Raw genomic sequence first — 26,667 nt, 5'->3', positions numbered from 1 at the left:
AATCAGAACAACATAAGCTCGATGTTTGACAAATGCCTCGCTGTAACCAGTCCGATGCCGCTGGTGCCCCCGGAGAAATGCTGTCTGTGGTCGTAACTGCATCACCAGTCCCCCAGAGGCGAAAGCTTACGTGCACCATGATCGTCCTGTCTCCACGTTATGTCGTCATTTGCCGCATCCTTGGGGGAGCGGCAGCTTTCGGGAATCGCATAGCGATCCATAGCGACCGGGATGCAGGCGCATGACCGCCATGGCTTGAGCCCTTCGCAGTTACACATTTCCTAAAAGCTCAGTTATGACTGCTCCAATGGCGGCTTCGGACGGACCCCCGGGCCGCCAAGAAAGTCAGATATCAGTTGCCTCTGCGAGTGTCAGCGCATCTTCGATGTCGACGCCCAGATACCGAACTGTGTTCTCGATCTTGGTATGGCCAAGCAGGATTTGCACTGCTCGAAGGTTGCCGCTCGCCTTGTAGATAATCGAGGCCTTGGTGCGGCGAAGCGAATGCGTGCTGTATTCCTCAGAGCGAAGTCCGATCGCTCCAACCCATTCATCGACCAAGCGGGCATACTGCCGCGTGCTCATGTGTTTCGAACGATCTATCCGACTTGGAAAAGGCATAGTCGTCGATCGTTCCACCGCGCCGTTCGAGCCATGCAAGCAAGCTCGCTCGGGCATCGGGCCTCAGTTCGAATTGAACCGAGCAGGCAATGAACAGCAGCGCCAGTACGATGCCCAACGAATAGGAATGGAGCCAGGAGAAGACGGGATTGCGCCGCCGCGTCGTTGCTGAGAGTTCATCATTGGGGCGGTCGGGATCATCCGGGTCGCGCGACTCGGCCGAGCCGCGCTGAAACAGCGTCGCCGTTAAGATGACAAAGGCAGCCATCTGCAGGAATTCGCTTTCCCAGTTCTCAAACAGCGCCGAAAGGAAGCTGCCGCTCGCCATGTACGCCAGTAGGCCGAGAGGGGCAGACCCGTGCACAATTAGCTCTTCATTGTGGGCGGCTTGACCCGTGCAGATCATGCCGACCACGCTGAACAAAAACATTGTGACGAGAAGGATCGTCAGCCCGTTGTCCCGGAAGAACGTTTTCACAAGTCCTCTCCCTACGCTTCAATGCCAGCTGTCGAGAACTTCTGCCGTCGACGCTGCTTCAACCTGCTCGCTGAACCGCGAGCGGTAGAGTTCCATCAGCGCATCATGCGTCGGGTCGGCGGAACTACAAACGGCGTCAGTGACGACAACGACACGGAAGCCGCGATCGATGGCACCGAGCACAGTGGCAAGCACGCAGACGTCCGTCTCGCCACCGGTAATGACCAGGGTGTCGACCTTCGAACCATTGAGCATTGCGTCAAGCCGCCCCTCCGTCCAAGGCGAATAGACGCGCTTGTCAATCAACTTCGCCGGCGGAACGAAGCGCGCGAGGGACGGCATCAGTTCAACAAGGCTTGGGTCGATGTTAGAAAGGGTGACTTTCGCCCATCGGTTGTAGTATCGCGCCCACGTTCCCGGGCCAGCGCCAGGCCGAGCCGCGGGAACGAAGCGTGTGAACAGCGTCTGTCGTGGATGACTGGCGACCAGTTCTTCGATAGCCGGAAGAACCTTTTCCGCCCATGGTACGGGCCATGGGCCGCCTGGCGCGAACAAGCGCTGCATGTCGACGCACAGATGGAGGCAACTCTCCCCCAGGGAACCGTGGATGAGACCTGGAGCGGCCATCACCCGCCGCAGGATTGAACGACTAACAGCCCGGCCCCATAGAGCCCGGCTGAGATGCTGGGGAATTCTGTGCGCCGATGCGTCATTGCCGTGCCTGTCGGGCTGCTTCGGCCTCCTGAACATCGACGGCACAGAGCAGTTCACCGTTCGCGTCGCGCACGCGGACCAATTCCATGACCAGATGCTCGTTTGCGGCGCGAACATCCTGCAGCCGTCGCAGGAAGAAGCTCAACGTATCCGCGTTGATCCTGCCGTTTAGAGAGATGTTCGGGCGATCAAGAAGTTTCGGGTCGGAAAGCCTCTGCGGCGAGATATTGACGTTCATGATACGCGTTCTTTTAGGCGGCGCTGCTGGCTTTTTCCGGTGATTCCTTATCGGTCGAAGTCAGACCCTCGGTGGGATCGCGCGCGGACAAAGGTTTGGTAGCCGGTCCGTTGAGAACGGTTCCGTCAGGTGCGAACTGCGACCCATGGCACGGGCAATCCCAGCACTGCTCGGTCGAGTTCCAGTGCACGATGCAGCCAAGGTGCGTGCAGGACGCGGAATGCGTGTGGACTTGCCCGCTCTGGTCGCGCCAGACGGCGAGCTTGCTGAGGCCGGCTCGAAGGATGCCCCCCTCGCCAGGGTTGAGGTCGTCGGCCGACTTAATCTCTCCGGGCAGCAAATATTCTGCAAAGTTCTTCACCGCCGTAAGGTTCTCATTGACGTAGTTCGCCAGCGCGGCAGGCGGCGTCCGGTCGGGAGCATAGACGGCTTCCCACTCGCTCGAACCGTCGACGATCAGGTCGCGTATCAGGAGCCCCGCCAAGGCGCCGTGCGTCATGCCTTGCCCGGAATCGCCGGTGGAGATGAAGACGTTGCCGCTGCCTGGGCTGCGGCCGATGAAGCCGCAATAGTCGATCGTGTCGAGAACCTGCCCCGACCACCGGGCCGTTTCCTCGCCCAGGTGTGGGACCAGCGCCCTGATCCAGGCCTCGAGCGCACCGAACCGCGCCTCGCCATCATCGGCTTCCCCGGATTTGTGATCGCGTCCACCCGCGATGAGATAGTCAATGTCGTCGGCACCGGGATGGAGGCGGACGTAGTAGTAAGGGTCGTCCATGTCCCAATAAAGCGCATCGGGAAGCGTGTCTTTGGGCAGTTCGAAAGCCATCGCGTAGGTGCGATAGGGCGCCATCTTGCTGTGGATCGCTACGACGGTGTTGATGGGTGAGTTGGTAGCGAAAATCGCATGGTCAGCGCTAATCGTCGCTCGACCTTCGACATGAAGGCGGACTTCCTCCTCCTCCTCGATTTCGGTCACGGCGCTATCTGCAAAAACCTTGCCTCCGCGTTTCTCGAAATCGGCTAGCAAGGCGCGGAGATATTTGAGCGGGTGGAAGGTGGCCTGGTTGGGATAGCGCAAGACAGGCGCTGACTCATGACCCTTCAGCGGGACGCCCTTGCCGTGCTCGGCGATGGCTCCGACTTTGCCTGCCGCCTCATATTCTTCGTCGCAGGTCTTTCCTGCTTCCTCTTCGTCCATCCACGCCGCCGGAAAGAGATAACCGTCCAGTCGCCGGAAGGCGCAGTCGATACCGAGTTCTTTGACATGCTGCTGGATGCGGTCTACGGCGGCTGCCTGGCTCTCTTGGAAACCCCGCGCCAACTCCTCTCCGCGTATCTTGACAAGCTCGCTTAGACCGTCGTCGCAGATCGGCGCCAGGTGGGCCGTCGTCCGCGAGGTCATACCACCAAGCAGCGGTCCGCGATCGATCAGCACCACGCTGCGGCCCGCCAAAACGAGTTCATAGGCAATTGAAACCCCGGCGATACCAGCGCCGACCACCGCAACGTCGCATTGCTGGTCCTGTTCGAGCCGCGGAGCCGAGGGGAAGTCCGTATCCTTCATCCAAAGGGATTTCGTGGATTCGCCGCTGACGTTCATCGCTGCCTCCCGGTGGCTCACGTCTTAACGGTCTGCGGAGCCATTCGATCCCCCAGATGCACGAATGAATCGAAATCATCCTTCGTGCGTTAAGCATCAGGTTGGACCAAACGCATGGCAAAACGCGAATTGAACGACACAGGCAAGGACAAGCGGTTCATCCCTCGCAACGACAAGGGCTGGTTCAAGGAATCGGATGATGTCGGGCGCTCGCTTTTCAAAGACGTGCGCCAAAAGGCGACGACGGCGGTGAAATCAGGCCAAGGCGACCGTGGCGACCGAACGAAGTCGTAGGCGAAATCACCCCGTGCCGAACCATGCGATGAGCGGGCGAGCGATCATCAGCCAGAATATCGCGGCCACCGCGCCGAATGCAGGAAAGCCGAAGAGGATCCAGAGCCGGAAAAGCCGGTGATAACGGGGCGGAAGCGGCTGGCCGCCGCCGCCGCCGCCAGATCGCGCATCTCCATCTGCATCCATACGACGGGAAGCCAGAAGAGCCCGGTTACGATGTAGAGGAGGATCGACAGCGCGATCCAGCCCTCCCACAGCGAATAGCCGACATGCCAGGCGAGCGCGACGCCGGTGATCGGCTGCGCCACGACTCCAGTGGCGGTAAAAAGGAAATCGGCGATGACGACGATGCGCGCTACCGCCGCCACGGTGGCCGCGTTGCCGGTCCGATGCGCGAGCAGCATGAAAAAGGCGATGCCGGCGCCTGTGGCGAGCAGCACCGCCGCGCCGACGACGTGCAGGTATTTGAGGGCGAAATACAGCATCAGCGCTCCTCCAGGATCGCCAGTGCAACGAGGTGCAGGAGAAAGATCGGCAGGATCTTCATCAGCGGACCGAGCGGCTCATTCCAGAGATCGGGGCGCAGGACCGTGCCGGCCAATGCGTAAAAGACACATACGCCGATCGCTCCCCAGAGACCGGGACGCGCCGTCTTGCGGAAGGCGATCAGCGCGCCGACAACCATGTCGGCCAGGGCGCCCGCGACGACCAACGGCGCCGCCAGCGCGCTCACCGCGGTGCCGATCAGGAGTTGGAGGCCGCTCTGCCAGCCGGTTGTCAATGATATGATCCCGGTCATGATCCAGAAGAACGGCAGCACCACGAAGATCGCAGGCTTGATGAGATAGAGGCCCGCGAACCAGCGGTCCTGCACCGTGGCTGGGTTAGCGGCGAGTGCTGCCGCGAGACCTTCCGGCTCAACTCCAACGATTGCTTTCCATGGTCCCGGGTCCCCGGTCGCGCCACGGGTGATCTCCAAGGCCGCGTTGGTGCGTATAGGTGGGCGCCACCCCAGCGCGCTCACGGCGTCGCCAAGCCGGTAAAGCGAACGCGCCGCCCGGCGAGAGAGGGTGAAGAGGCGCGCCTTTTTCCGTCCGAGCCATTTGCGATAGAGCGCCACGACCTCCACCATCGTGAGGGCATCCGGACCGGCCAGTTCGAGAGCGATCCGCGACGGGCTGTCGGCGCGAAGGAAAAAGATCACCGTTTTCACCACATCGTCGAGTTGGACCACTTGAAGCCGGCCGGTATCCGGCATGGATGGAAGGACAGTGCGGCGAGCCCTCGAAACAGCGCGCTTGCGCCGAAGACAGGCTGCCCCAGGACAACCGACGGCCTCAACACGACCCACTCCAAATCGAGCTTCATCAGCGCTTCGTCGCCGGCAAGCTTGCTGGCGGAAAAGGCAGATGATTGCTCGCGATCGACTCCGATGGCGGAAAAATGGATGACCCGGCGCACGCCGGCCCGCTCGCACGAACGAAACAACGCGCCTGCGCCCCATGCATGAACCTCTGTCGTATGCTCGCGGGCGCTGTCCTGTAGTACGCCGGCGCAATTCACCACAGCATCGACACCGCGAAGAGCATGGCTCCAATCCTCGGCAGCGAGCGCATTCGCCATATCGATGGGGATGATCGTTTCGCCCTCATCGGCGCGATCCGGTTTGCGTCTCTGCGCCCGGACGACGTCATACCCCTCGACAACCAGGCGCGCGCAGACAGCCGTGCCAATAAGGCCGCTTGATCCGGTAACGAGAATTCTCATCGAAGTGCCGCCGGAAATAATACCGCACCCGAGGGATCGTTCACCTGAGTCTACCCTCCGCTTGCTCCTTTCGCCCCACGGGCCGCTTGCGGGATGAGGCGAACGCTTCGTCGGCCGCGTCTTCCATCTCCTTCAGTGATTTCGAGAGCGTCAGACCCCAGACGATATGAGCTGCGATCATCAGCAAGTTCCTTCTGAGAGGATGGCGGTGTGCGGGCGCCAGGATGCGGGCGGCGGGAATCCAGCCAAGGTAGCTCAATGCCCAGACGCCCAGACCATAAGCTACCCCACCTCCTCGAATGGCGGGCAGCAGCGCAAACAAAGCACCGGTCAGACCGCCGAACCCGAAATGCGCGAGCAATGTTTTTGACCGTGCCTGGCGCTCGTCAATCGCTGAAACAGAGCGGTCGACAATCTCACGCGGTGGAAGAGGATAGCGCTCGTCATCGGGCAACACGGTGTGCAGGCGTCTCATTGTCGCGGTCATTGCCATGGTCGCGGCGACACCAGCCAGGACGCCGAGCAGCACTCTGTCGAACGGTCGTGCGCTCACCACCTCTCCTCCGTGTTGCGATCGGGCAAGTCAATGCCGCAGCACACCCAGCCGAGCCTTTGACTGGCACCATAATTGTAACGAGGCTCAAAGCGCTCTGGTATGTCCAGAGTTCCGACATGCAGGGCAAGCTCGCCTTGATTTGCATCATAAGCGAGCGTGAGCGGCGTGCCGCAATCCGCGCAAGATCCACGCTCGGCCAGCGGCGACGACCGCCGGTATTTTGGCCTTCCGCTGGTCCAGAAGAGGTGCTCGAAGGAGATCCACGCCAGCACCGCGAATGCGCTGCCGGTTGCTCTGCGGCACATGTCGCAGTGACAATAGTGGACGCGAGGAATGTTCGTCAGCCGATACCTTACAGCACCGCACAAGCAACCACCCGCGATTTCCGTTGTAGACATATCCAAACTGTCATTCGTGCGCGCCATCCAGAATAACCGCGACACAACCTCGTCTGTTCCCCAGGCAGACAGATGATGACTAGTACCCCAGCACTTAAGAGCCGGAACCAGCTAGCCGAGATGGCGTTGGTGTCGGGTGAGGTACAACGCGCGATGCCGGACCAACTTAGCCTGTTTGTCGACAAAGTAGCACAGCCGTCCGGATTTAGTTTCGAGCCGGATTTTGTCAGCGCGGACGAAGAGCGCGCGCTGATCGGGCGTCTCGGCGACCTCCCGCTCACTCCCTTTCAGTTCGGGGCATTCGAGGGGAAGCGGCGGATCGCGTCTTTCGGCTGGCGCTACGACTATTCAATGCAAAAACTTCAGCAGGCTAGTCCGATGCCCGATTGGCTAATCCCCTTTGCGCACCGGGTTGAGAGCTCCTTCCAGCTGGCTAGTGGAGCGATCCAGCAGATCCTTTGCACAGAATATGATGAAGGTGTGGGCATCGGCTGGCATCGGGACAAGCCCCATTTCGATGAGGTTTTCGGATTGTCCCTCGCCTCGGCCTGCAAGTTCCGCTTCCGCCGCAAGGTCGATGATGTTTGGCAGCGTTTGACCTTCGATATCGAACCGCGCTCGCTCTACAGGTTGTCCGGCGCGGCTCGCAACGTTTGGGAACACAGCATCGCACCGGTGGCGGCGCGGCGCTACTCGGTTACGTTCCGAACCATGGCGATCGCCGCCGGGAAAGGCTGGGGATTGAAACGGTGAAGACGCGTCAGGGATGGAGATGGCAGACCAAGTCAAATTCACGTTGCCGGTTGACACCGAACCCATGGAGGCGAAGCTGACCGACGCCATCCCTTCCGAAGATGGCGTCTGGCAGTATGAGCCAAAATGGGACGGCTTTCGCTGCCTCTCGTTCAAGGCGGACGACGCTGTCGACATCCGCGCCAAGTCAGGTAAGCCGCTGGGGCGCTACTTTCCCGAGTTGGTCGATCGCCTGCGCGGCCTTGCTGCCAAGCAGTTCGTCATTGACGGCGAGATCGTGATCGAGCTGTCCGGCCAATATTCCTTTGACGCACTGCAAATGCGGCTCCACCCCGCCGAAAGCCGCATCCGCAAGCTCGCGGCCGAAACGCCTGCCAAGCTGGTGCTGTTCGACATGCTTGCCGATTCCAACGGCAATGTCCTAACCGGTCGCCCGCTTTCGGCGAGGCGCGCCGCCCTTGAAGCCTTTGTCAAATCGACAAATGCCGAGGACATTGAACTCTCGCCAATTACCTTCGACAAGCAGGAAGCCGACGCGTGGCTGGAGGGTGCAGGGGATGGAAAGACCGATGGTGTCATCGCAAAGCGGCGTCACGATCCGTATTTCTTCGGCAAACGTGCGATGACAAAAGTCAAGCGCATGCGTAGCGCCGACTGCGTGGTCGGCGGGTTCCGCTATCTCGCCGACAGAGATGAGGTCGGGTCGTTGTTGCTTGGTCTTTATGATGGCGACGGCAAGCTCGACCATGTTGGCTTCACCTCGACGATCAGCAACGGGGAAAGACCCATATTGACCCGCCGGCTGGAAGCGTTGCGGGGGCCGCCGGGATTCACCGGCAAAGCACCTGGCGGGCCCAGCCGCTGGAGCACCGAACGCAGCGGAGCCGGTGCGGCCCGAACTGGTGGTTGAAGTACGGTTCGATCATGTCACCGGCAACCGCTTCCGCCATGGCGCCAAGCTGCTGCGCTGGCGGCCCGACAAAGCCCCGCGCCAATGTACTTTTGAGCAGATCAGGTGAAGCTATTTCGGCAGGGACCTAAACGCCTTCATCACGAGCAACCCTCTGCCAATGCACATTAACGGCAGGAAACGGCAAATGGGTCTGGGCTCTAATAGCCAAGGCGGGTCGGTCAGCTTGCTGCCGTTGCTGGCCGAGATCGCTGCGCTATCTACAGGGCGCAGCTTCGCCGGTGAAAGATGCGTTCCGTGAACCCAACGATGTGGATGGCATTCCTTGGAACCGTCGCCTTGATGCAATTGCCGCCCGGTCCAGACAGCATGCTGGTGATGGCGCGTGGCGTCGGCCAGGGACGGCGTGTTGCACTGTTCACTGTGCTCGGCATGACGGTTGGAGCCGGAATGATCCAACTTCCGCTGCTAACTCTTGGCATATCTTCATTGGTCAAGGCGTCGCCCTTTGCCTTCAAACTGCTTCAGTGGGCTGGAGCCGGCCATCTCATCTGGCTTGGCCTTAAACTAGTTCTCTTTTCCTCCGTAAGCTCCGGGCCGTCACAACATGAAACGGCAGGACCGTTCGCTGCGGCACGCGAAGGCATGATCGCCAATTTGGTGAACCCATGGCCGATCACGTTCATGGTGGCCTTCCTGCCCCAGTTCGTGGATCCGGCAGCAGGCTCCGTTACCCTGCAGATGCTGCTGCTGGGAGCGAATCGGAAAATGACGGGCGTAGTTGTGCTGGGGACCTATGCGATTGGGTCAGGAGCGATCGGCACGTGGATGATGCGGCGCCCTTCATTCATGCTTTGGCGCCAGCGGGTCGCAGGGTGTTTCATCATCGGGCTTGGAATTCGAATGGCGATAACCGGGGGAATGAGCCGATGAAACACAACCGATGCTTCTTTTGTGCCTTTGGCCCGATCTCTCCCGTCCTTGGCGCCGCCCCGGTTTGGCGAGATGCGCGATCATGCGGAAATGAGAGTTCTCAAGATGACGCATCGCACTGAGCGTGGTTCTTGTTTCTGCGGATCGATTGTCGCGGAAATGGAAGGCGAGCCCTTCTGGATCAACTACGACCACGATGACGATTGCAGAAAGGCGCTCGGCAGTCCTCTGACGGTATGGATCGGCTATCGCCGAGAACAGGTCCGGTTTACCAGTAGAACGCCGAGGTCCTTTAGCAAGACATCGGGTATCCAACGCACATTTTGCGCCAAATGCGGGTCATCGATCAGTTATATTGATGAGGGTCTCAAGGATGAAATCTGGTTGACCATCGGCTTTATGGATCGTCCGGAGCGTTTTGAACCTGTGGCGCACGGCTTCTGGCGGATGAAGCTTCCCTGGATCCAGTTTGCCGACGACTTGCCGCGCTCCGAGACCTACACCAGGCCACGGGATCCCACCATCGGGTATCCATCAGACAGAAAGAACAGGTGAGTAGATGTGCCGGCGTTGTCGAATTCAGTGTCCCACGGTCGGGGTTTTGAGGGCCCGACCCGACCTACCGCCCGCAAAGGACGCCGGCTGATGCCCAACTATCTTACGCTGCCTACCACGACGAAGGGACTGATCCGGGTAGTGGTCGAGACGCCCCGTGGGGCTGCCGCCAAACTCGCTTACGAACCAAAAACGCAGACGTTCGACTATCGACGTCCCCTTCCGGTTGGAATGATGTATCCCTACGACTGGGGATTTGTGCCTTCGACACTCGGAGACGATGGCGACCCACTTGATGGCCTTGTCATACATCAGGCGGCAACGGCCCCAGGGATCGTCATCAAATGCGATCTGCTCGGCGCGCTGCGCGTTCAACAAACGGACCAGGATGGCAAGGTCCTGCGCAATGATCGTTACGTTTTCGCTCCCCACAAGGAGGATGCGCCGAACGAACTTGTCGCGGAAGATCACGTGTCGGATCGCCTTCGCGGTGAAATCGAGCAGTTCTTTTTGTCTTCAGTTCTGGGTACGGGAAAGACGCTCAAGTTTGAAGGATGGCATGGCGCCCAAGACGCGCTCAAGTCAATCCGAAAGGGCATGAAGGCCTTCGCCGCCCGCCGCTAGAGGCGGCCTCAAGGGATTGTGGCGGCAATCGGTTGTCTCTGCCGGCGGCCGTTACCGCAGGATCGGTTTCAACTAGCGTGGCCCTGTTCGTAGTTCCTTCGTAAGAAAAACGCGAGCGTGACCACCAATCTCGACGTCACGCTGCCATATTGCTCGTAACCGTGGCGAGCGTCTGCGTTCAGGCGAACGGCTAACTCGTGGGTGTGTCCGGGACGAGGCGCATTGCTGAACGGCGGCCTTGGGCTGCCAGCGGACCGGCAGCTTTTGGCGTCCAAAACGCAAGAGTGGACATTCGGCTCACAAGGCGTGATGACCTTGGGTGACCCCTAGCGGTCATAGCCGGCGATGACGCGCGAAATCTACTTTTTGGCGGTGACCGGCGATCCGGCGGACACCTGTTCGGCGTGGGCAAAAACGGCACTAGATGAGAGAGCCGCAAAAGCGGCAACAAAGATTTCCTTACGCATGGAACTGGTTCCTTTGTTTCAAGTCTCTGAAGGGATAGCTTGAGCAACCTGCGAGTGGAGCATGACACTGCGCTCGCAGGCACCTGCTCAACACCGAACTTGTGCCGAGCAGGGCGGTTTCCAAACCCTATTCATGGCCCAGATCGATAAGTTCAAGCGGATTGATCCGTCTAATGCGATAAGCATAGAGACGCTATTTTCCCAGGCATAGCGGTGGATTGGCGGAGTGAACGAGCCGCCTGCCGATTGTCGGGATGCCCATCATGGAAACCATTTACAACACACGGCTTGTCGGCGAGCGCGCCGCATGGGGCGCGGTGCTTTCGATGGCGCTGTGCGTGGCCGTGCTGATTGCTTCGGAGTTCATGCCGGTCAGCCTGCTCTCCCCGATCGCAGCCGATCTCGGCATTACCGAAGGCCAGACCGGGCAGGCCATCTCCATCTCGGGCGTCTTTGCGGTCATGACCAGCCTGCTGGTCGCCGGCCTCACGCGCCGGATCGATCGCAAGCTTGTCGTGAGCGGCTTCACGATACTCCTGATTGTTTCCGGCCTCGCCGTCACCTTCGCGCCCGATTACGCGTTCCTGATGGTCGGCCGGGCGCTGCTCGGTGTCGCGATTGGAGGCTTCTGGTCGATGTCGACCTCGATCGTCATGCGCCTCATGCCGGAAGAGTTCGTGCCCAAGGGTCTTGCCATGCTGAACGCGGGCAACGCGATAGCGGCGACCGTTGCGGCTCCGCTGGGCAGCTTTCTCGAGGCCTACCTCGGATGGCGAGGCGCCTTCTTCGCCGTCGTGCCGCTCGGCCTGCTGGCGCTGGTGTGGCAGTGGATCAGCCTGCCGCCACTTCCTCCACGCGGGAGGAGGGCGTCCGGCAACGTGCTGGGGCTGCTTCGACGCCGCCCGGTCGCGCTCGGCATGGTTTCCATCCTGATGCTCTTCATGGGCCAGTTCGCGCTCTTCACCTATCTGCGCCCGTTCCTGGAGAACGTGACTGGTCTCGCCATCCCGGCGCTCTCCGCCATCCTCCTCTTCATGGGCCTGGCAGGCGTTGCCGGCACGTGGTGCGTCGGCAGGCTCCTCACCACGCGTCTGTTCAGCATCCTGGCCATCATCCCGCTCGTCATGGCCGTGCTCGCCATGGGGCTGATTGTGTTCGTGCGATGCCCGGGCCTGTATCCTTGCTGCTCGTCGCCTGGGGCTTCTTCGGCACCGCCGCTCCCGTGGGCTGGGGCACGTGGCTTAGCCGCACTCTCTCGGATGACGCGGAAGCCGGCGGTGGGCTGCAGGTGGCCATCATCCAGCTCGCCATCACCGGCGGCGCGGCGATCGGTGGTATGCTCTTCGATGCAATCGGCTGGTGGAGTGCATTCGCCTTCGGCGCAGCGCTTCTCGGCGGATCGTCACTCCTCGCGCTCGCCGCTTGGCGCACAGATCGGAGGTCCGTGACATGATCATGAAGTTGCCAACCCTCAACCGCCGGACATTGGTCGGCGCCGCACTTGCAACCACCATGCTGCCGCGCCTTACCTACAGCCAGCAAGGCAGGGACCCGGCCAGCCAGGAGCCGACCAACATGCGGATCAGGATGACGTTCGACGGTCGGAACATGACCGCCACGCTTTACGATAACCCGTCGGCGCGGGATTTCTATGCGATGCTGCCGCTCGATCTCTCGATCGACAACTACGCCAACAACGAGAAGATTGCCTATCTGCCGCGCAAGCTGACGGAAGAGGGCAGCGGCCCGTTTCGCAATGAGCAGCCCTACGACCTGTGCTACTTCAAGCCCTGGGGCAATCTGGCTCTTTTCTACGCCGGTTACCGCTATTCTAGCGGGCTGATCAGGCTCGGCCGTTTGGACGAGGGCCATGAGGCCCTGCATGTGGCAGGCGAATTCCCGCTCCGCATCGAGACCATCTCCTGACCCAGACAAGAAAGGAGCAAACCAATGCTCGCAACCATTCTTCACAAGCCGGGCGATATCCGCTGCGAGGAGATTGCTGATCCCAAGATCCTGCAGCCCACCGATGCCATCATCAAACTGTCGGCCAGCTGCATCTGCGGGTCTGACCTGTGGCCCTATCGCGGGCTGCAGCCGGTGGACCGACCGATGCATATGGGCCACGAATATTGTGGCGTAGTCGTCGAAATCGGAGCCGAGGTCCGCACGGTCCGTCCCGGCCAGTTCGTCGTCGGCTCCTTCTGCATCTCCGACAACACCTGCCCGCATTGTCGCTTCGGCTTCCAGTCTTCCTGCGTGCAGCGCGAGTTCATGAGCGGGGCGCAGGCGCCTTACGCCCGTGTTCCGCTGGCAGACGGCACGCTGGTGGCCACGGCGGAAGTTCCTTCCGCCGATCTCGTGCCGGATCTTCTGGCGGTATCCGACGTGCTCGGCACAGGCTGGTACGCGGCGGATGCCGCGGAGGTAAGGGAAGGCTCGACGGTGGTCGTGGTTGGCGACGGCGCCGTCGGCCTGATGGGCGTGCTTGCGGCTAAAGAGATGGGTGCGGAGCGCATCGTTGCCATGAGCCGCCACGAGAGCCGCCAGAAGCTCGCCCGCGAGTTCGGCGCGACCGACATCGTGGCGGAGCGTGGGGAAGAAGGTGTGGCGCGTGTCAAGGACCTCACCGGCGGTGTGGGCGCGGACTCGGTGCTGGAATGCGTCGGCACGATGGAGTCGTTCGATCAGGCGCTGGCCTGCTCACGTCCTGGCGGCACGATTGGCTATGTCGGCGTTCCACATGGGGTCAATTTCGACGGCCAGCGGCTCTTCTTCGGCCAGAAGCGCATGCTCGGCGGTCCCGCGCCCGTGCGCCGCTTCCTGCCCGACCTCATGGACCGGGTGCTGAAGGGCAAGATCAAGCCCGGCAAGGTCTTCGATCTGCAGCTGCCGTTAGCGGAAGTCGCCGATGGCTACTGTGCCATGGACGAGCGACGCGCGATCAAGGTGCTGCTTCGGGTCTAATCCCAGAGCCGACCGGCGACGCAGAACGAGCCCAAACACAGCCACTAGCCAACACAAAGTCCGGCAATGGTCTGCTGTGCAGAGCATTTTGCATGCCTCATGACTGGAGACAGATAATGAAGAATTCCGTGCCTTCTATCACCGCCGCGCTCGCGCTGGTTACCTGCGTGGCTGCACAAGCTCAGACCATGCAGGTCTCGCCCAACGGGTCGCGGGCTTCAATGCCAGGTCCGGCCGAAACGTTCACCGGCATCGTCACGGTCACGCCGCTGTTCACGGGAAATGAGCACAGCAACGCCAGCGGCGGTCTGGTCGAGTTTACACCGGGCGCCCGCTCTCATTGGCATACGCACCCGGCAGGCCAAACGCTGATCGTTACCGCCGGCACGGGTTGGGTCCAGGAAGAAGGCGGAGAGAAGATCGCCATTAAGCCCGGCGACGTCATTTCAACACCGCCTGGGGCGAAGCACTGGCACGGCGCAGCCGCCGAAAGCTCCGTGAGTCACATCGCAATAACGCCGGTGCGCGACGGCAGTGCCGAGTGGCTCGAGCCCGTCACCGACGAACAGTATCGCTGATCCAGAACCTGAGACGAAAGGAGAAGATCATGAAATCTATCGCAGCTCTCGCGCTGGCAATGACCTTTGCACCTTTTGCAAGCAAGGCGGCTTCAGGCGTCGAGGAAGATGTCTCGTCTGTCGCGCCGGCTCTGCAGAGGTATCAGCAGGAGACCCTCGACAACGTGCTTTGGAAGAGGCCTGGCCTGTCTGTTCGTGACCGCAGTGTCGTGACTGTCGCAGCTATTATAACCCGCAACCAGGCAGGCCTCATGACTGAGCAAATCCGCCGCGCGCTCGACAATGGGGTAAAGCCCGCCGAGCTCTCGGAAATCATCACGCATCTGGCCTTCTATGCCGGTTGGGGCAATGCGATGGCGGCGATCGATGCGGCGAGGCCCATCTATATCGAGCGAGGGATCGGCGCCGACCAGCTCCCGATTTCTGTCCCGACGCTGCTTCCGCTCGATGAAGCACGGGAGGCCCAACGCGCTGCGGCCGTAGAGCAATCCACCGGCCCGGCTTCTCCCGGTTTGGTGCGCGATACGGGCGAGGTGTTGTTTCGCGACCTGTGGCTGCGTCCGGATCTTGCGCCGCGCGACCGTAGCCTCGTCACGGTCAGCGCGCTGATTTCCGCGGGGCAGGTTGCTCAGGTGCCATTCCACCTGAACCGTGCCATGGATAACGGGCTGTCCCGCGAGGAGGCCTCTGAGGTTATCAGCCATCTCGCATACTATGCTGGTTGGCCGAATGCATTTTCAGCCGCGCCGGTCGCGCGAGAGGTTTTTGAGAAACGAGCAAACCCTTGACGGCAACTGCTTCGGCTATCCCTGTCATCCGCCCTGCAAGGATCAGGGCTGTGTCGGATCAAGGCTCTACCTGTCGTAGCGCATCAACGATGATTTTGAACGCCGGCAGGCCCTGCCTGCGGCTTGGATAGTAAATGTAGTAGCCTGGAAACTTAAGGCACCAGTCGTCCAGCATCTGGATAAGGTCGCCTGACGCGATGTGCCGTTCCACAAGGTTTTCCGGGACGAAGGCTATGCCATACCCCTTCAGCGCCGCGTCCACCATGGCGTGGGTCGTGTTGAAGGTGAGCTGCCCATTTACCCTTACCCGAATTTCCTGACCGTCCTTCTCGAATTCCCAGACGTAGAGCCCGCCGCCACGCGTCTGACGATGGTTCATGCAATTATGCCTGATCAGATCCTGAGGATGTTCCAGCAAAGGATTGACAGCGAAGTATTCGGGCGAGGCCACCGCGACGAGGCGCCAGTCTGGACCGATCCGGACTGCGATCATGTCCTTTTCGACGCTTTCACCGAGCCGGACGCCGGCGTCGAAGCCATCGTCCACTATATTGCGAAGTCCGTTGTCGATGCTGAACTCCAGCCTGATGTCGGGATAGGAGGCGATCACCGGCCCGAGCTTCGGCCAGACGACGCTCTCGAATGCATGATCCGAAAGCGTCAGCCTGATGGTTCCGGCCGGCTTATCGCGGAATTCCATCAGCGCCGCAATTTCTGCCTCGATCTCTGCGACACGCGGCGCCAGTGACTGCCGCAGGCGCTCACCCGCCTCGGTCGTTGCCACGCTTCGCGTCGTGCGCGTTAGCAGCCGGATGCCCATCGACGTTTCAAGGCGCTTGATCGTGTGGCTCAGCGTCGACTGCGTAACGCCAAGCTTTGCCGCCGCGCGCGTAAAGCTTTTTTCCTCGGCCACGGCCAGGAACCATAACAGGTCGTTGAAGTCTTCCTTCGCCATGCCACCATCCAAAGATCAGGGGAAAGATTTATGCCTCTGGTCGATAGACGCAAGCGAATTATGCGGTCTATTCGCTGTGATCCTGGATACCTATCCTTCCCCTTCGACGAGCCAACAGCCAGTCGCGTTGGCTTGCCGCGAACACGAGGATAAGGCCATGGAACTGACCATCAACGGCTCGGCACATCAGGTCGACGTCGAACCCGACACTCCGCTGCTCTGGGTGCTGCGCGACACGCTCGGCATGACCGGTACCAAATATGGCTGCGGCGTGGCCCAGTGCGGCGCATGCACGGTGCTGATCGACGGACAGGCCACGCGCTCCTGCGTGACCTCAGTGGATAGCGTCGCCGGGATGGCGATCACGACGATCGAGGCGATCGAACAGGATGCCGAGGGCAGGAAGGTGGTCGAGGCTTGGGTCGCCAATCAGGTGCCGCAATGCGGCTACTGCCAATCCGGCCAGGTGATGGCTGCCACCGCACTCCTCAAGCAGACCCCGCATCCGAACGAGGACGACATTGCGGATGCGATGATGAATCTCTGCCGCTGCGGCACTTACAACGCGATCTCGGCTGCCGTCCGGCAGGCCGCGCAGGCGTGAGGAGAGTTCCATGAACGACATGACTCCCATCCGCGACCGATCAACGCGCAGCGAGGACGGACCGCTCAACGTTTCGCGTCGCGGCTTCCTCGGCGGTGCCGCAGCACTCGTACTTTCCGTGACGATACCGGTCCGGCGCGCCAGGGCGCAGGCCACTGCCGCCGTAGCGGCGGGAACGCGCGTCAACGCCTTTCTGGAAATCCGCCCCGACAGCACCGTGCTGTTCCGCAGCGCTTTCATCGAGGGCGGACAAGGCGTGTTCACCGCCATGGCGCAGATTGTCGGCGAGGAACTCGACGTCGATCCCACGCAGTTCGTGGTGGAAGGAGCACCTCCTGGGCCCGACTATCTCTTGACCGGCGGCGGCCGCTTCACTGGCGGCAGCATGTCGGTGCGCATGAGCTACGACACCATGCGCAAGCTTGGCGCTTCGGCGCGACAGATGCTGCTGAAGGCGGCCGCCACCCGTCTTGGAGTGCCTATATCGGAACTGTCGACGGAACCGGGCCGCGTCATGCATACCGCATCCGGGCGGGCGGTCCCTTACGGCGACATCGCCGACGCTGCTGCGGAACTGCCGGTTCCGGCCGATGTTGTGCTGCGCTCCCCCGACAGCTTCCGCTGGATAGGCAAGCCCGTTCCGCGGCTCGACGTGCGCGAGAAGTCCACGGGGCGCGCGCAGTATGCGATCGACCTCACGGTGGAGGGCATGCTGCATGCCGCCGTCCAGCACAGCCCGCGTCTGGGCGGCGAACCGGGTGCGCTGGCAAACGAGCCGGAAGTCCAGGCCATGCCGGGCGTGCATTCCATCCATCGGCTGCCGGGCGCCGTGGCGGTCTTGGCCAACAGCTGGTGGCGAGCGCGCCGAGCAGTTGAAGCTCTCCAAGTGACCTGGACGGAGCCGGCGGCCAACACGGCGCACGCCATGCCGGCCGACTTCTCGTCGGACGTGCACAAGGAGATGTTGAAGACGACGCCGGGCGAAGGCATAGTCTTCGAGCAGGAAGGCGATGCTGCAAGCGCTCTTGCCGGCGCAGCCCGCGTCATCGAGGCGACCTATGACGCGCCGTACCTCGTACACGGGCAGCTCGAGCCGCCATCGGCGATGGCGCGCTGGAACAAGGACGGCACGCTGGAGCTCTGGATCCCCAACCAGGCGCCGGAGATGTTCCAGGCTGATGCCGCGAAGGTGGCGGGCATCGAGACGGGCAAAGTGATCGTTCATTCGCCGATGCTTGGCGGCTTTTTCGGCCGGCATTTCCTCTATCAGACGGCCAATCCGTTCCCGCAGGCGATTGTGCTCGCGAAGGCCGCTGGACGGCCGGTCAAGCTGATCTGGAGCCGCGAGGAGGAATTCCTGCGCGATACGTTGCGGCCAATGGGTGCGGTACGGTTCCGGGCGGGGTTGGACGCTGCCGGCCTTCCGATCGCGCTGGACGCGGTTGCGGTGGGCGAAGGCCCGACCGGCCGCTGGTTCGGACGCCAGCCGCACAAGGTCGACGGTTCCGCCGTTGAGGGCATTGCCGGAAAGGTCTATGCGATTCCCAACCGGCGCGTTGCCCAGATCCACGTGGACGACCCTGCGATCATCGGCTTCTGGCGCTCGGTCGGCCATTCGATGAATGACTTCTTCTACGAGACGTTCTTCGATGAGATGGCCGAAGCAGGCAGGCAGGATCCTTACGAGTTGCGGCTGCGACTCCTGGCGGATAGCCCGCGGCACAGCAATCTCCTGCGGGCAGTCGCCGATCTGTCCGGCGGGTGGAAGCGCGGTCCATTCACGGCGAAGGATGGCACACGGCGCGCAAGGGGCGTCGCCATGGCCTCGCCTTTCGGCAGCGAGGTCGCGACGATCGCCGAAGTGTCACTCCGGGATGGAGGGGTCGTGGTCCACGACGTCTGGGTGGCGATCGATCCAGGCAGTATCGTCAATCCGGCCATCATCGAGGCGCAGGTGAACTCGGCCGTGGCGCTTGGCCTGTCCTCGGCGCTGCTGGAAGAAGTCGTGTATGTCGACGGCATGCCACAGGCGCGCAATTTCGACGGCTATCCGATCCTGCCGCCCGACCGCATGCCGCGCGTGAATGTTAGGATCGTCGAGAGCGGAGCCCCAATGGGGGGAGTCGGCGAACCCGGCCTGCCGGGCGTGCCGCCTGCAGTGGTCAACGCCGCATCGGTGCTGACGGGCGAGCGCATCCGCAGCCTCCCGCTCTCCAAACTCGACCTGAAGGGTCTGGAAGGATGAGCAAAATCGTCCTCGCCGCGATAGCGCTTGTCGCAGTGTCCTGGGCAACGCCGGCGGTTGTTGCCCAGGAAGCTGCTGCAGGAGAGCGCCTGTTCCGGCAGCGCTGCGGCGCCTGCCATCATATCGCAACAACCCGCAACGGCGTTGGGCCTCATCTTCAGGGTGTGATTGGCCGGACCGCAGGCAGCGTCGAAGGGTTCAACTACTCGCCGGCTCTGCGCGACTCCGGCATTACCTGGACACCCGAGACGCTGGAAACCTACCTTGCGAACCCGATCGCCATGGTGCGCGGCACGAAGATGGTCCAGCGCTTCAACAACGTGGACGAGCGAACGGCGATCATCCAGTTTCTTAGTAGCCGGTAATAGGTCTCGCGAACTCGTCTCGACTGCTCGATCGGCTCAGTTCGTTAACTTTGGATTTGCGGGCCGGGTAAGGACGCATGGAGGCTGTCGGTGAGTGATGAGACGAATGTCGCCATCGCGACTGCAAGGACACGGGCGCCGTTCTACGTCGTCTTGCGTCAAGGCACCGTCATACCCGAGGGAGAGTCCACTGCCGGGACAAGTGGGCACCGCAACACTTGGCGGGTCGCCTACACGATTGAGCCGGTCCGCGAATGGATCTTCCAGCACAGGTGAATCATGGCTCGCAAGCGGTGGCGTTCGGCGGGGCAATCGCGGGGGCCGATGTCTCCCTGATCGAGCGCTGTGGCATATTGCCAAGTTGGAACGGCGGCGACCGAACCGAAATTGCGTCTCAAGTGCCCCCGCGATGCCGTTGGGGAAGATGTGGCCGAGTGGAATTCGAACGTCTATGTTGAGGCAGCTTCGCTGCCTGCTAACCGCGCCAAAGTAGCGTTCGATCACAACATCGAATGAATGCGCCGTCCCTGAAGGCATTGGTCTCGCCAATTTCAAGCGTTCGGCGGTCGCGGAGCCATACGAGACAATACTGGAAGATTTCTGATTAAGGCCCACAGGAAAAGTAATGAAATCAATAGTTTGTACCATCACTCGTCCTCGATCAGGTTCGCCACCTCCTCTTTCGACAACTTAGACGTCCCGTCGTCGGTGGGCGAAACGCCTTCATGCACTGACCGTCCTGCACTATCTTCGTGGCGAAGCATGCGAAGGCTGCGTCCAAACCGTGCACGGGAGCGGAAGCTCAAGGATGACGGGCGAATGAACATCACCCGCAGGGCATTTGTAAGGGTGGCAGGCGGTCTCCCAATGGCCTTCGCCTGGCCGAGAAAGACGCTTTCCGCCCAGCGTGCCCCTTTGACGCGTACGATCCCTTCTTCAGGCGAAGCGATCCCAGCTGTCGGGCTTGGCACGTGGATCACCTTCAATGTCGGCGATGATCCGGTGCTGCGCGACGAATGCGCCGATGTGATCGCGGCCTTCTTCGAGGCGGGCGGACGCATGGTCGATTCCTCGCCCATGTATGGCTCCTCCCAGCCCGTGACTGGGTACGGCCTGGAGAAGCTCGGCCGGCCCGGGACGCTGCTTTCCGCCGAGAAGGTCTGGACCTCGTCCGCCAAGGATGGACCGGTGCAGATCGAGCGCTCGCGCCGCTTCTGGGGCGTGCCGCGCTTCGACCTCGTGCAGGTTCACAATCTCGTCGCCTGGAAGGCGCATCTCGAGACCCTGTTCGCCATGAAAGCCGACGGGCATATCCGCTATGTCGGGATCACGACGTCGGAAGGACGCCGGCACGGTCTGTTCGAAGAGATCATGCGCAGCCATCCGCTCGACTTCGTGCAGTTCACCTACAACATCGTCGACCGGGAGGCGGAAGACCGACTGCTACCACTGGCCGCCGAACGCGGCATGGCGGTAATCGTCAACCGGCCTTTCCGGCAAGGCGTGCTGACACGGGGGCTCGAAGGCGAAGAACTGCCGGATTGGGCAGCCGAGATCGGGGCGGGAACCTGGGCGCAGTTCATCCTGAAGTTTATCCTCGCCCATCCGGCGGTCACTGTCGCGATTCCTGCGACCACGAGCGTCGAGCACGTGCGCGAGAACGTCGCGGCTGCCGCCGCGCCCCTTCCGGATGCCGCTATGCGGGAGCGGATGGCAGCTTATATCCAAGATCTTTGAATGTCGCAGTGGTGGACCTATCGGCTGGAAGATTTTCTGCTCTTCTCGCCGCGCGTCTACTGGCGCATGTTCGAGCTGCACAATGCCGCCCTTTGGCCGCTGCATGTCATAACGCTCGCTGCTGGCTCTGCCGTCATGCTCCTTGCGCTTCGGCGACCACGCCGCCACGGTCTCTGGATCGCCCTCATCTTCGCAGCGCTCTGGGCCTTCGTCGGCTGGTCATTCCTGGGGAGCCGCTATGCGGCGGTCAACTGGGTGGTCGTCTATGTCACGCCAGCCTTCGGTCTGCAGGCGCTGCTGCTGGCTATCACCGCCGCCGGCGGTCTCGCCTTCGACCGCAAAGACTCGCGGCTGGGGCTCCTGCTTGCGGGGATCGGCCTTGTAGCCTACCCGCTTCTGCCGCCGCTCTTCGGACGGCCATGGACAGCTGCGGAAGTCTTCGGCATTGCGCCGGATCCAACTGTGATGGCGGCGCTCGGCATCCTGCTCGCTGCTGGTGGACGATTGGTGCTTCTGCTGGTTCCGATCCCGCTCATATGGCTGCTGCTCAGCGGCCTGACGTTGTACACCATGGGCGACGCGCAGGCCTGGCTGCCGTTCTCGGCCGTGGGGGCGGTTCTTGCCGGCATGGTCCTACGCCATTTGATCCGATGATGCGCCGGTCCTGCCGGCAGTGCGGAAGGCCAGAAAGTTTTCATCGAATACGGTCATGGCCGGAAGGGCCTCGAAGTCCGTCGTGTTCGAGTGATTTCAGCGGAATGAAAAGCCGCTGCGGGAGGAGGTGGCAGCGGGCTCGATTTCGAAGACGGCGAGGCGAGAAGGTGCGCCGCCTTCAAGTCGGCATCGAAGAAAATCCGGAAACAAAGATGCGGCCGTAGGCTCTTAAAACGACTGTCCACGGCAGACCACGATCTTCTCCCTCACGGCTTTGGTCCCTGCCCGACGCAGCCGGACGCCGAACACATTTAGGAAGATGCATTCGCAGATCAGACCGCGCCACAGCCACTCGATGAAGACATTGTCCACGACTAGGAAGAATCGTCTTCACCGAGAGTTCGACGTTCGATCGCTGATTTCAAAATGCGGAGGCTCGCGCATGCCCGACCGGAGTCGGGCAATACGTCATCATTGCGCATTTGCGCAATGAACGAGGACACACCGTCCCTTAAATCCTGTGCAGCCGTTATCTCTTCCTTGGCTGCAAACGGGCTGCGCTCAATCTCGCCGGCCACAAGTTCAGCTTCAACCCAGAGATGAGCAGCATCGGTAAGAGTGGCGTTTCCCGACAGGAAAGCGTGAAGCCGGTTGATCCGTTCCAGGAGATCTATCGCACTACTCCTCGCAATCAGCATTTGCCAATTGGCAACCCCCAGACCACGGGGCGCTGGTGGACGCGGCGGCAAGTTGCCTGATCCTTCCGCCCAGGCATTGCCTGGGCGGTCGCGCCCGACCCGGCCATTAGGACATGCCCGGCCACGGTGATACTGACGTTTTGTGTCGGTTTACAACAGAGCGCCGGGCTTATTGCTGGATGTGGCGCCGAGCATCGCCTAGCTCTTGCGCGTGTGCAACATTGTCATTGGGATTGCCTCTGCGGCCCATCGAGCCGATCAGGCCTTGATCGGCCAGAAGCTACCGGTAGATCTCGGCAGCATATTGGGCGGGTTCAAACGGCTGTCGCAACACTGATTGTGTTCACTCATGGCAGCAACTCGTCAAGCGCCTCTGCCGGCGTTTTTCCAGCCTAGAGACTTTCTTGGTCGGGCATTAAGGGCCGCTGCCACGGCGGCGATCTCAACGGCGCTTTGGATGCTCAGGTCGGTCCCTTTTGGAAAGTACTGACGCAGTAGCCCATTGGTGTCTTCGTTGGTGCCACGCTGCCATGGGCTTTGCGGGTCGCAGAAGTAGACCTGGACCCCCGCATCGATTTCCGCTCTAGCAAACGCCGGGACTAAACATCTAGCCGAGATCGAGGCCGACCTCGCCAGCGACAAGGGCGACGCCGACAACGGAAATGGCCGTCCGGCTGATCGGAAAGCATAGGCTGCTATCTCGACAGGCGGTTCTCGTCGTCGATCAGGATCATGCGGGCTGGGGCTGCATTGCTCCATTTCCAAAGCACCAGGTTAAGATCGTCGGCGGACGCGCCGGGGGCGAAGCTTCTCACCAGTAAGCCTTGATAGCCGCCGGCGATCAGCCGGCGAGCGAACGCCTGCGTTCGTGCTTCCCCGCTCGCCGTCATCTTGTCGCGCCATGTGCCGTCGGCGAGCGCCGCGGTGTCCATTCCCTCCGCTTTGAGAGCACGGTCATCCCGACAGTCGAACACACCATCGATCTCGGCCTCGTAGGAAACGAGTGTCGTCGGCTGGAGATTGCCGACCTGGTTGGCTTCGCGCGGTGCCGCCATCACCGACAGCGACGCATAGAGCGCCGGCACGCCCTTTGGATTGAATCGTCCACCGTAGAGTTCCGCGCCCCGCCCCGACAGTGGCTCGCGCGCGTAGATGGGGTTCAGCGCTCGATAGAGCTTTCCGTGATACAGCACCGTGTCAGGCGTGCACGCCGGCGTCGACCGCGTCGACATAGTCCAGCACGTCGTCGGCACGGCCGCTGCGCACGAGCTGCATGGCGGTCTGGCCAGAGAAGCCCGGCAGCGGCTCCGAGCGATACCAGGCATAGGCCATTAACTGCGAACCGAAACGCGGCTCGACCTTGTTAATCACCTCGACCATCTCGCGCAGCCGGCGCTGGGTCTTGTCCGACCGAATGCGCTCCTTGCGCTGGACCGCGTCCCTGCCAAGCCCCGCGGTTCGGGCGACTTCCTCGCTGGTCGTGTGGAATGCCTCCGCGATCTTGCGCGGCGCGAAGAGGCCGTTGTCGGAATACTGGACGAGGCCCATGGTCGTCTCCTGCCGCTGTTGATGCCACTTACTATGACGCAATATAGCGTCTGTAGACGCGGTATTCAATCGGAATAGTGAGGCTGAAAGGGGAGGGAGGAAATCCGGTTCGCCGATCGGCCGACCCGCTGGCGCTGAAGCTCAACCGCGCCTCTCGCGATCCCGGCCGCGGCGTTCTGCGCAGGGCTGTCAGCCCCGCTCGGCCGGCCGGACAGGGATGCTCGCCAGCAGTTGCACCGGCCCGTCCGCTCCGCGTGCCAGGTAGGAGACCGTCGCCGGCCAAAGGCATGGTTCGAGTTGGCTGCCGGAATGTTGCTTGCTTCAGCATTATGTCGACGAAAAGCAGCCGGTCCGCTCCCGGCTCCAAGGGTGCCAGTCATGTCGTACAACCTCGGTGAAGCAAGCCTCGAAGATATCGATCCGTCGGGCGCGTTGGAAGCCGCTCTGCAAACAAAGGTGGCAACCTTTAGCAACGATGTCGGCGCAATAGCCGAACCGGCAGTTCGCTGTGCCTGCGACCATTACCAGTTCGGCGGGGCCCTTCGTTCCCCCGCCGAACTGTCACGAGACTCACTCAGACGCCAATCTTGCCGCCACCCTGCTTCGTGATCGCAACCACCGATGGGCGGACCGGCGTGTCGTCGCGAAAGTCCGGCCAGCGGGTAGAAAGATCCTCATAGTAGGAGGGCCGTCCGAAGCCTTCCCAATCGTCGCCGCCATCGCCTGGGTGCTGGACAGCCACGAAGGCGGTCTCGTCATTCGGCGTGAACAACGGACCGCAGAGCTCGGCGCCGACCGGAACGCGGAAGAACAGCTTCGACGTGGCACGCGCCTCGCCCTCAGTGTCAACCGCCCACAAGCCATCGGTGCGGCCGGTAGCTTTCGGCCCCTGGCCGTCGGTTGCGACCCATAGCCGGCCGATCGAATCGATTGCGCAGTTGTCCGGCATGCCGAACCAGCCGCTTGCCGAGGTCGCCGTCGAGAACGTTGCCCCGACCTCCGCCACTGAGGGATCGCCACATTTCAGGAGAACCTCCCATTTTCCCTTTACGGCGGCGAAATCGCCACCGTCTTCGGCGATCTCGATGATGTGACCAAAAGCATTTTCCGCACGCGGGTTGGCAGCATCGGCCTGGTTGGCCTCGCGCTTGGTGTTGTTCGTCAGCAAGACGTAGACTTTGCCGTTGACGCCGTTGGGCTGGATGTCCTCGGGGCGATCCATCTTGGTCGCACCGAGCAGGTCGGCAGCAAGGCGGGTCGCGATCAGCACGTCGGCCTGGCTCTCGAAGCCGTTCGCCGCAGTGAGCGGTCCCTGGCCATGCACGAGTGGCAACCACTCCATGGAGCCATCCTGCGCGAACTTGGCGACGTAGAGCGTGCCGTTGTCAAGAAGGTTCATATTGGCCGCGCGATCGTCGGGATTGAAGGTGCCGGCCGTGACGAATTTGTAGACATAGTCGAAGCGTTCGTCGTCGCCGAGGTAGAAGACGACATGGCCGTCCTTGGCGACGATCGATTCTGCTCCCTCATGTTTGAAGCGGCCAACCGCGGTCCGCTTCTTCGGCATTGAGGCCGGATCGTTGACATCGACTTCAACGATCCAGCCGAAGCGGTTTGCCTCGTTCGGTTCCTTGGCAAGGTCGAAGCGGTCGTAATGGGCCGCCCACTCATAGGCGCCTTCCGGAATGCCCATGCGCTTGTAATTTGCTGCTTCCTTGTGGTCTGCGGGCAGTTCGCCGGAGAAATAGCCGTGGATGTTTTCCTCTGCCAGTATGTAAGTGCCCCATGGCGTCACCCCGCCGGCGCAGTTGTTGACAGTGCCGATAACCTTCGTTCCGGTCGGGTCGGCATTGGTTTTGAGACGGTCGTGGCCGGCGGCGGGACCAGTGAACTCCATTTCGGTCGTCGCGGTAATGCGGCGGTTGAGCTTGCCGTCTTTGACGACCTGCCATTTGCCGCCGTCCTTGCGGATCTCGACGACCGTGCCGCCATGGGCGGCCATTTCGATATCGACCTGGTCTTTTGTCAGCGCTGCCACCTCCAGCGCCTTTTTGCCGTCCTTCTCCACAACCTTCACGATGCCGGGGAACATCAGATGCGGATTGGTGTATTCGTGGTTGACCACCAGCAGGCCGTGCTCGGCAGAGCCGTCGAGTGGAATGAAACCGACGTAGTCGTTGTTGTACCCGAACTGTTTGGCTTGGGCTGCGGCGGTCAGGTTCTGGGGATCGAAGTCTGCCGCGTCGGAAAATAGCGGATCGCCCCAGCGCAGGAGCACGTCGGCGTCATAGCCCTCGGCCACGTGATGGGTTTGGTCGACGCCGGCCTCGACCTCCTTGAAGCTGAAAGCGGACTTGGCCTCCGCACGAGCCTCGTCGGCGAGCAGCAGCGCGATAGGGCTCACGGTGGTGGCAATCGCCGACACGGCAAGCGAGCCGCGCAGGAAGCCGCGCCTGGAGAAGCGCCGCGAGATGATCTCGCCCATGGTCTCGTTGGCGGAGTGATTTGTTCCTGGGCCGTCGTTTTCCTCGAGAAGACTGGTTCGGAAGGCGGACGCGTGATCGCTATGCATCTGGATGATCTCCCTGGCTTGCTGGATGGCTGGCTACAGATCGCT

25 protein-coding genes and 6 pseudogenes are annotated in these 26,667 nt (G+C 61.6%); 17 read left to right on the top strand and 14 right to left on the bottom strand.

Annotation, left to right across the window (positions count from 1 at the left end):
- Nucleotides 1–345: 345 nt before the first annotated feature.
- The 4 genes and pseudogenes from F3H98_RS32575 to F3H98_RS20970 form a co-directional block, all read right to left on the bottom strand.
- Nucleotides 346–1,099 (bottom strand): annotated as a pseudogene (locus F3H98_RS32575) (DUF6766 family protein).
- Nucleotides 1,100–1,117: 18 nt separating this feature from the next.
- On the bottom strand, nucleotides 1,118–1,726 hold the full coding sequence (locus tag F3H98_RS20980) for a cysteine hydrolase family protein (RefSeq protein ID WP_188130505.1): 609 nt from the start codon (nucleotides 1,724–1,726) through the stop codon (nucleotides 1,118–1,120).
- A gap of 82 nt (nucleotides 1,727–1,808) precedes the next feature.
- A complete protein-coding gene (locus tag F3H98_RS20975) occupies nucleotides 1,809–2,051 on the bottom strand; it encodes a hypothetical protein (protein WP_149762275.1) in 243 nt (80 codons plus the stop codon).
- Nucleotides 2,052–2,064: 13 nt separating this feature from the next.
- Complete coding sequence (locus F3H98_RS20970) at nucleotides 2,065–3,654, bottom strand: FAD-dependent oxidoreductase (RefSeq protein ID WP_149762274.1); 1,590 nt, start codon at nucleotides 3,652–3,654, stop codon at nucleotides 2,065–2,067.
- 114 nt (nucleotides 3,655–3,768) lie between these two features.
- On the opposite strand from F3H98_RS20970, the gene F3H98_RS20965 reads away from it, so the two are divergent.
- Nucleotides 3,769–3,948, top strand: coding sequence for a hypothetical protein (locus F3H98_RS20965; RefSeq protein WP_149762273.1), 180 nt, complete (start codon nucleotides 3,769–3,771; stop codon nucleotides 3,946–3,948).
- 6 nt (nucleotides 3,949–3,954) lie between these two features.
- Here F3H98_RS20965 and F3H98_RS20960 read toward each other — a convergent pair.
- From F3H98_RS20960 to F3H98_RS20945, 4 genes and pseudogenes are all read right to left on the bottom strand, one after another.
- Nucleotides 3,955–4,433 (bottom strand): annotated as a pseudogene (locus F3H98_RS20960) (DUF2269 family protein).
- Nucleotides 4,433–5,715 (bottom strand): annotated as a pseudogene (locus F3H98_RS20955) (SDR family oxidoreductase). Before F3H98_RS20955 ends, F3H98_RS20960 begins: the two co-directional pseudogenes overlap by 1 nt.
- Nucleotides 5,716–5,755: 40 nt before the next feature.
- Nucleotides 5,756–6,268, bottom strand: a complete 513-nt coding sequence (locus F3H98_RS20950; protein WP_188130504.1) for a hypothetical protein — start codon at nucleotides 6,266–6,268, stop codon at nucleotides 5,756–5,758.
- Complete coding sequence (locus F3H98_RS20945; protein ID WP_244621822.1) at nucleotides 6,265–6,696, bottom strand: GFA family protein; 432 nt, start codon at nucleotides 6,694–6,696, stop codon at nucleotides 6,265–6,267. The genes F3H98_RS20950 and F3H98_RS20945 overlap by 4 nt, the downstream gene beginning before the upstream one ends.
- A gap of 45 nt (nucleotides 6,697–6,741) precedes the next feature.
- Between F3H98_RS20945 and F3H98_RS20940 the strand changes: the two genes are divergently transcribed.
- The 10 genes and pseudogenes from F3H98_RS20940 (at nucleotide 6,742) to F3H98_RS20895 (ending at nucleotide 15,244) form a co-directional block, all read left to right on the top strand.
- Nucleotides 6,742–7,422 (top strand): alpha-ketoglutarate-dependent dioxygenase AlkB, encoded by a 681-nt coding sequence (locus tag F3H98_RS20940; protein WP_244621821.1) that lies wholly within the window; start codon nucleotides 6,742–6,744, stop codon nucleotides 7,420–7,422.
- A 13-nt stretch (nucleotides 7,423–7,435) separates the two neighbouring features.
- Nucleotides 7,436–8,441: pseudogene (locus tag F3H98_RS20935) on the top strand (ATP-dependent DNA ligase).
- 188 nt (nucleotides 8,442–8,629) lie between these two features.
- Nucleotides 8,630–9,265, top strand: coding sequence for a LysE family translocator (locus F3H98_RS20930; protein WP_244621820.1), 636 nt, complete (start codon nucleotides 8,630–8,632; stop codon nucleotides 9,263–9,265).
- Nucleotides 9,266–9,370: 105 nt separating this feature from the next.
- Nucleotides 9,371–9,820 (top strand): GFA family protein, encoded by a 450-nt coding sequence (locus F3H98_RS20925; protein ID WP_149762272.1) that lies wholly within the window; start codon nucleotides 9,371–9,373, stop codon nucleotides 9,818–9,820.
- A 90-nt stretch (nucleotides 9,821–9,910) separates the two neighbouring features.
- Entirely contained in the window at nucleotides 9,911–10,444 is a 534-nt protein-coding gene (locus F3H98_RS20920; protein ID WP_149762271.1) for an inorganic diphosphatase, read from the top strand.
- 730 nt (nucleotides 10,445–11,174) lie between these two features.
- Nucleotides 11,175–12,364: pseudogene (locus tag F3H98_RS20915) on the top strand (MFS transporter).
- Complete coding sequence (locus tag F3H98_RS20910) at nucleotides 12,361–12,837, top strand: cyclophilin-like fold protein (RefSeq protein WP_188130503.1); 477 nt, start codon at nucleotides 12,361–12,363, stop codon at nucleotides 12,835–12,837. The pseudogene F3H98_RS20915 and the gene F3H98_RS20910 overlap by 4 nt, the downstream one beginning before the upstream one ends.
- A 24-nt stretch (nucleotides 12,838–12,861) precedes the next feature.
- Entirely contained in the window at nucleotides 12,862–13,878 is a 1,017-nt protein-coding gene (locus F3H98_RS20905; protein ID WP_149762270.1) for a zinc-dependent alcohol dehydrogenase family protein, read from the top strand.
- Between the two features lie 188 nt (nucleotides 13,879–14,066).
- A complete protein-coding gene (locus F3H98_RS20900; RefSeq protein WP_149762336.1) occupies nucleotides 14,067–14,456 on the top strand; it encodes a (R)-mandelonitrile lyase in 390 nt (129 codons plus the stop codon).
- A gap of 29 nt (nucleotides 14,457–14,485) precedes the next feature.
- Nucleotides 14,486–15,244, top strand: a complete 759-nt coding sequence (locus F3H98_RS20895; protein WP_149762269.1) for a carboxymuconolactone decarboxylase family protein — start codon at nucleotides 14,486–14,488, stop codon at nucleotides 15,242–15,244.
- Between the two features lie 58 nt (nucleotides 15,245–15,302).
- On the opposite strand, the gene F3H98_RS20890 is transcribed toward F3H98_RS20895, so the two are convergent.
- A complete protein-coding gene (locus tag F3H98_RS20890; RefSeq protein ID WP_149762268.1) occupies nucleotides 15,303–16,199 on the bottom strand; it encodes a LysR family transcriptional regulator in 897 nt (298 codons plus the stop codon).
- Between the two features lie 157 nt (nucleotides 16,200–16,356).
- Between F3H98_RS20890 and F3H98_RS20885 the strand changes: the two genes are divergently transcribed.
- The 6 genes from F3H98_RS20885 to F3H98_RS20860 all read left to right on the top strand — a co-directional run bounded on the left by F3H98_RS20885 (nucleotide 16,357) and on the right by F3H98_RS20860 (nucleotide 21,804).
- Entirely contained in the window at nucleotides 16,357–16,803 is a 447-nt protein-coding gene (locus F3H98_RS20885) for a (2Fe-2S)-binding protein (RefSeq protein WP_149762267.1), read from the top strand.
- Nucleotides 16,804–16,813: 10 nt separating this feature from the next.
- The gene (locus tag F3H98_RS20880) at nucleotides 16,814–19,048 is read left to right on the top strand and encodes a xanthine dehydrogenase family protein molybdopterin-binding subunit (protein ID WP_149762266.1); all 2,235 of its coding nucleotides are present in this window, start codon (nucleotides 16,814–16,816) and stop codon (nucleotides 19,046–19,048) included.
- The gene (locus tag F3H98_RS20875; protein WP_149762265.1) at nucleotides 19,045–19,413 is read left to right on the top strand and encodes a c-type cytochrome; all 369 of its coding nucleotides are present in this window, start codon (nucleotides 19,045–19,047) and stop codon (nucleotides 19,411–19,413) included. The genes F3H98_RS20880 and F3H98_RS20875 overlap by 4 nt, the downstream gene beginning before the upstream one ends.
- Before the next feature lie 90 nt (nucleotides 19,414–19,503).
- Nucleotides 19,504–19,689 (top strand): hypothetical protein, encoded by a 186-nt coding sequence (locus F3H98_RS20870; protein WP_149762264.1) that lies wholly within the window; start codon nucleotides 19,504–19,506, stop codon nucleotides 19,687–19,689.
- Nucleotides 19,690–20,232: 543 nt separating this feature from the next.
- Nucleotides 20,233–21,150, top strand: a complete 918-nt coding sequence (locus F3H98_RS20865; protein ID WP_149762263.1) for an aldo/keto reductase — start codon at nucleotides 20,233–20,235, stop codon at nucleotides 21,148–21,150.
- Nucleotides 21,151–21,804: a DUF6064 family protein gene (locus tag F3H98_RS20860; RefSeq protein WP_149762262.1), complete on the top strand. Its 654-nt coding sequence runs from the start codon at nucleotides 21,151–21,153 to the stop codon at nucleotides 21,802–21,804. It begins immediately after the preceding gene.
- Between the two features lie 374 nt (nucleotides 21,805–22,178).
- Here F3H98_RS20860 and F3H98_RS20855 read toward each other — a convergent pair whose 3' ends face one another.
- From F3H98_RS20855 to F3H98_RS20835, 5 genes and pseudogenes are all read right to left on the bottom strand, one after another.
- Nucleotides 22,179–22,502, bottom strand: coding sequence for a hypothetical protein (locus F3H98_RS20855; protein ID WP_149762261.1), 324 nt, complete (start codon nucleotides 22,500–22,502; stop codon nucleotides 22,179–22,181).
- A 347-nt stretch (nucleotides 22,503–22,849) separates the two neighbouring features.
- A pseudogene (locus F3H98_RS20850) lies at nucleotides 22,850–23,147 on the bottom strand (IS30 family transposase); the annotation flags it as partial.
- A gap of 50 nt (nucleotides 23,148–23,197) precedes the next feature.
- Nucleotides 23,198–23,695, bottom strand: coding sequence for an RES family NAD+ phosphorylase (locus tag F3H98_RS20845; protein WP_149762335.1), 498 nt, complete (start codon nucleotides 23,693–23,695; stop codon nucleotides 23,198–23,200).
- 4 nt (nucleotides 23,696–23,699) lie between these two features.
- Entirely contained in the window at nucleotides 23,700–24,050 is a 351-nt protein-coding gene (locus F3H98_RS20840; RefSeq protein WP_149762260.1) for an MbcA/ParS/Xre antitoxin family protein, read from the bottom strand.
- Nucleotides 24,051–24,624: 574 nt separating this feature from the next.
- Nucleotides 24,625–26,622, bottom strand: a complete 1,998-nt coding sequence (locus tag F3H98_RS20835; protein WP_149762259.1) for a PhoX family protein — start codon at nucleotides 26,620–26,622, stop codon at nucleotides 24,625–24,627.
- Nucleotides 26,623–26,667: the final 45 nt, after the last annotated feature.

It is taken from the genome of Neomesorhizobium albiziae (genome assembly GCF_900114255.1).
GTDB classification, from domain to species: domain Bacteria; phylum Pseudomonadota; class Alphaproteobacteria; order Rhizobiales; family Rhizobiaceae; genus Neomesorhizobium; species Neomesorhizobium albiziae.
Note: the sequence above shows the minus strand (reverse complement) of the source record. Positions and strands in the feature narration are given on the sequence as shown.

Coding starts and splice junctions, on each gene's coding strand:
- F3H98_RS20865 (WP_149762263.1), top strand. CDS start 20,233: ATGAACATCACCCGCAGGGCATTTGTAAGGGTGGCAGGCGGTCTCCCA.
- F3H98_RS20910 (WP_188130503.1), top strand. CDS start 12,361: ATGATCATGAAGTTGCCAACCCTCAACCGCCGGACATTGGTCGGCGCC.
- F3H98_RS20945 (WP_244621822.1), bottom strand. CDS start 6,696: ATGGCGCGCACGAATGACAGTTTGGATATGTCTACAACGGAAATCGCG.
- F3H98_RS20905 (WP_149762270.1), top strand. CDS start 12,862: ATGCTCGCAACCATTCTTCACAAGCCGGGCGATATCCGCTGCGAGGAG.
- F3H98_RS20940 (WP_244621821.1), top strand. CDS start 6,742: ATGATGACTAGTACCCCAGCACTTAAGAGCCGGAACCAGCTAGCCGAG.
- F3H98_RS20975 (WP_149762275.1), bottom strand. CDS start 2,051: ATGAACGTCAATATCTCGCCGCAGAGGCTTTCCGACCCGAAACTTCTT.
- F3H98_RS20855 (WP_149762261.1), bottom strand. CDS start 22,502: ATGCTGATTGCGAGGAGTAGTGCGATAGATCTCCTGGAACGGATCAAC.
- F3H98_RS20835 (WP_149762259.1), bottom strand. CDS start 26,622: ATGCATAGCGATCACGCGTCCGCCTTCCGAACCAGTCTTCTCGAGGAA.
- F3H98_RS20895 (WP_149762269.1), top strand. CDS start 14,486: ATGAAATCTATCGCAGCTCTCGCGCTGGCAATGACCTTTGCACCTTTT.
- F3H98_RS20965 (WP_149762273.1), top strand. CDS start 3,769: ATGGCAAAACGCGAATTGAACGACACAGGCAAGGACAAGCGGTTCATC.
- F3H98_RS20880 (WP_149762266.1), top strand. CDS start 16,814: ATGAACGACATGACTCCCATCCGCGACCGATCAACGCGCAGCGAGGAC.
- F3H98_RS20840 (WP_149762260.1), bottom strand. CDS start 24,050: ATGGGCCTCGTCCAGTATTCCGACAACGGCCTCTTCGCGCCGCGCAAG.
- F3H98_RS20890 (WP_149762268.1), bottom strand. CDS start 16,199: ATGGCGAAGGAAGACTTCAACGACCTGTTATGGTTCCTGGCCGTGGCC.
- F3H98_RS20860 (WP_149762262.1), top strand. CDS start 21,151: ATGTCGCAGTGGTGGACCTATCGGCTGGAAGATTTTCTGCTCTTCTCG.
- F3H98_RS20970 (WP_149762274.1), bottom strand. CDS start 3,654: ATGAACGTCAGCGGCGAATCCACGAAATCCCTTTGGATGAAGGATACG.
- F3H98_RS20980 (WP_188130505.1), bottom strand. CDS start 1,726: ATGGCCGCTCCAGGTCTCATCCACGGTTCCCTGGGGGAGAGTTGCCTC.
- F3H98_RS20920 (WP_149762271.1), top strand. CDS start 9,911: ATGCCCAACTATCTTACGCTGCCTACCACGACGAAGGGACTGATCCGG.
- F3H98_RS20925 (WP_149762272.1), top strand. CDS start 9,371: ATGACGCATCGCACTGAGCGTGGTTCTTGTTTCTGCGGATCGATTGTC.
- F3H98_RS20875 (WP_149762265.1), top strand. CDS start 19,045: ATGAGCAAAATCGTCCTCGCCGCGATAGCGCTTGTCGCAGTGTCCTGG.
- F3H98_RS20885 (WP_149762267.1), top strand. CDS start 16,357: ATGGAACTGACCATCAACGGCTCGGCACATCAGGTCGACGTCGAACCC.
- F3H98_RS20900 (WP_149762336.1), top strand. CDS start 14,067: ATGCAGGTCTCGCCCAACGGGTCGCGGGCTTCAATGCCAGGTCCGGCC.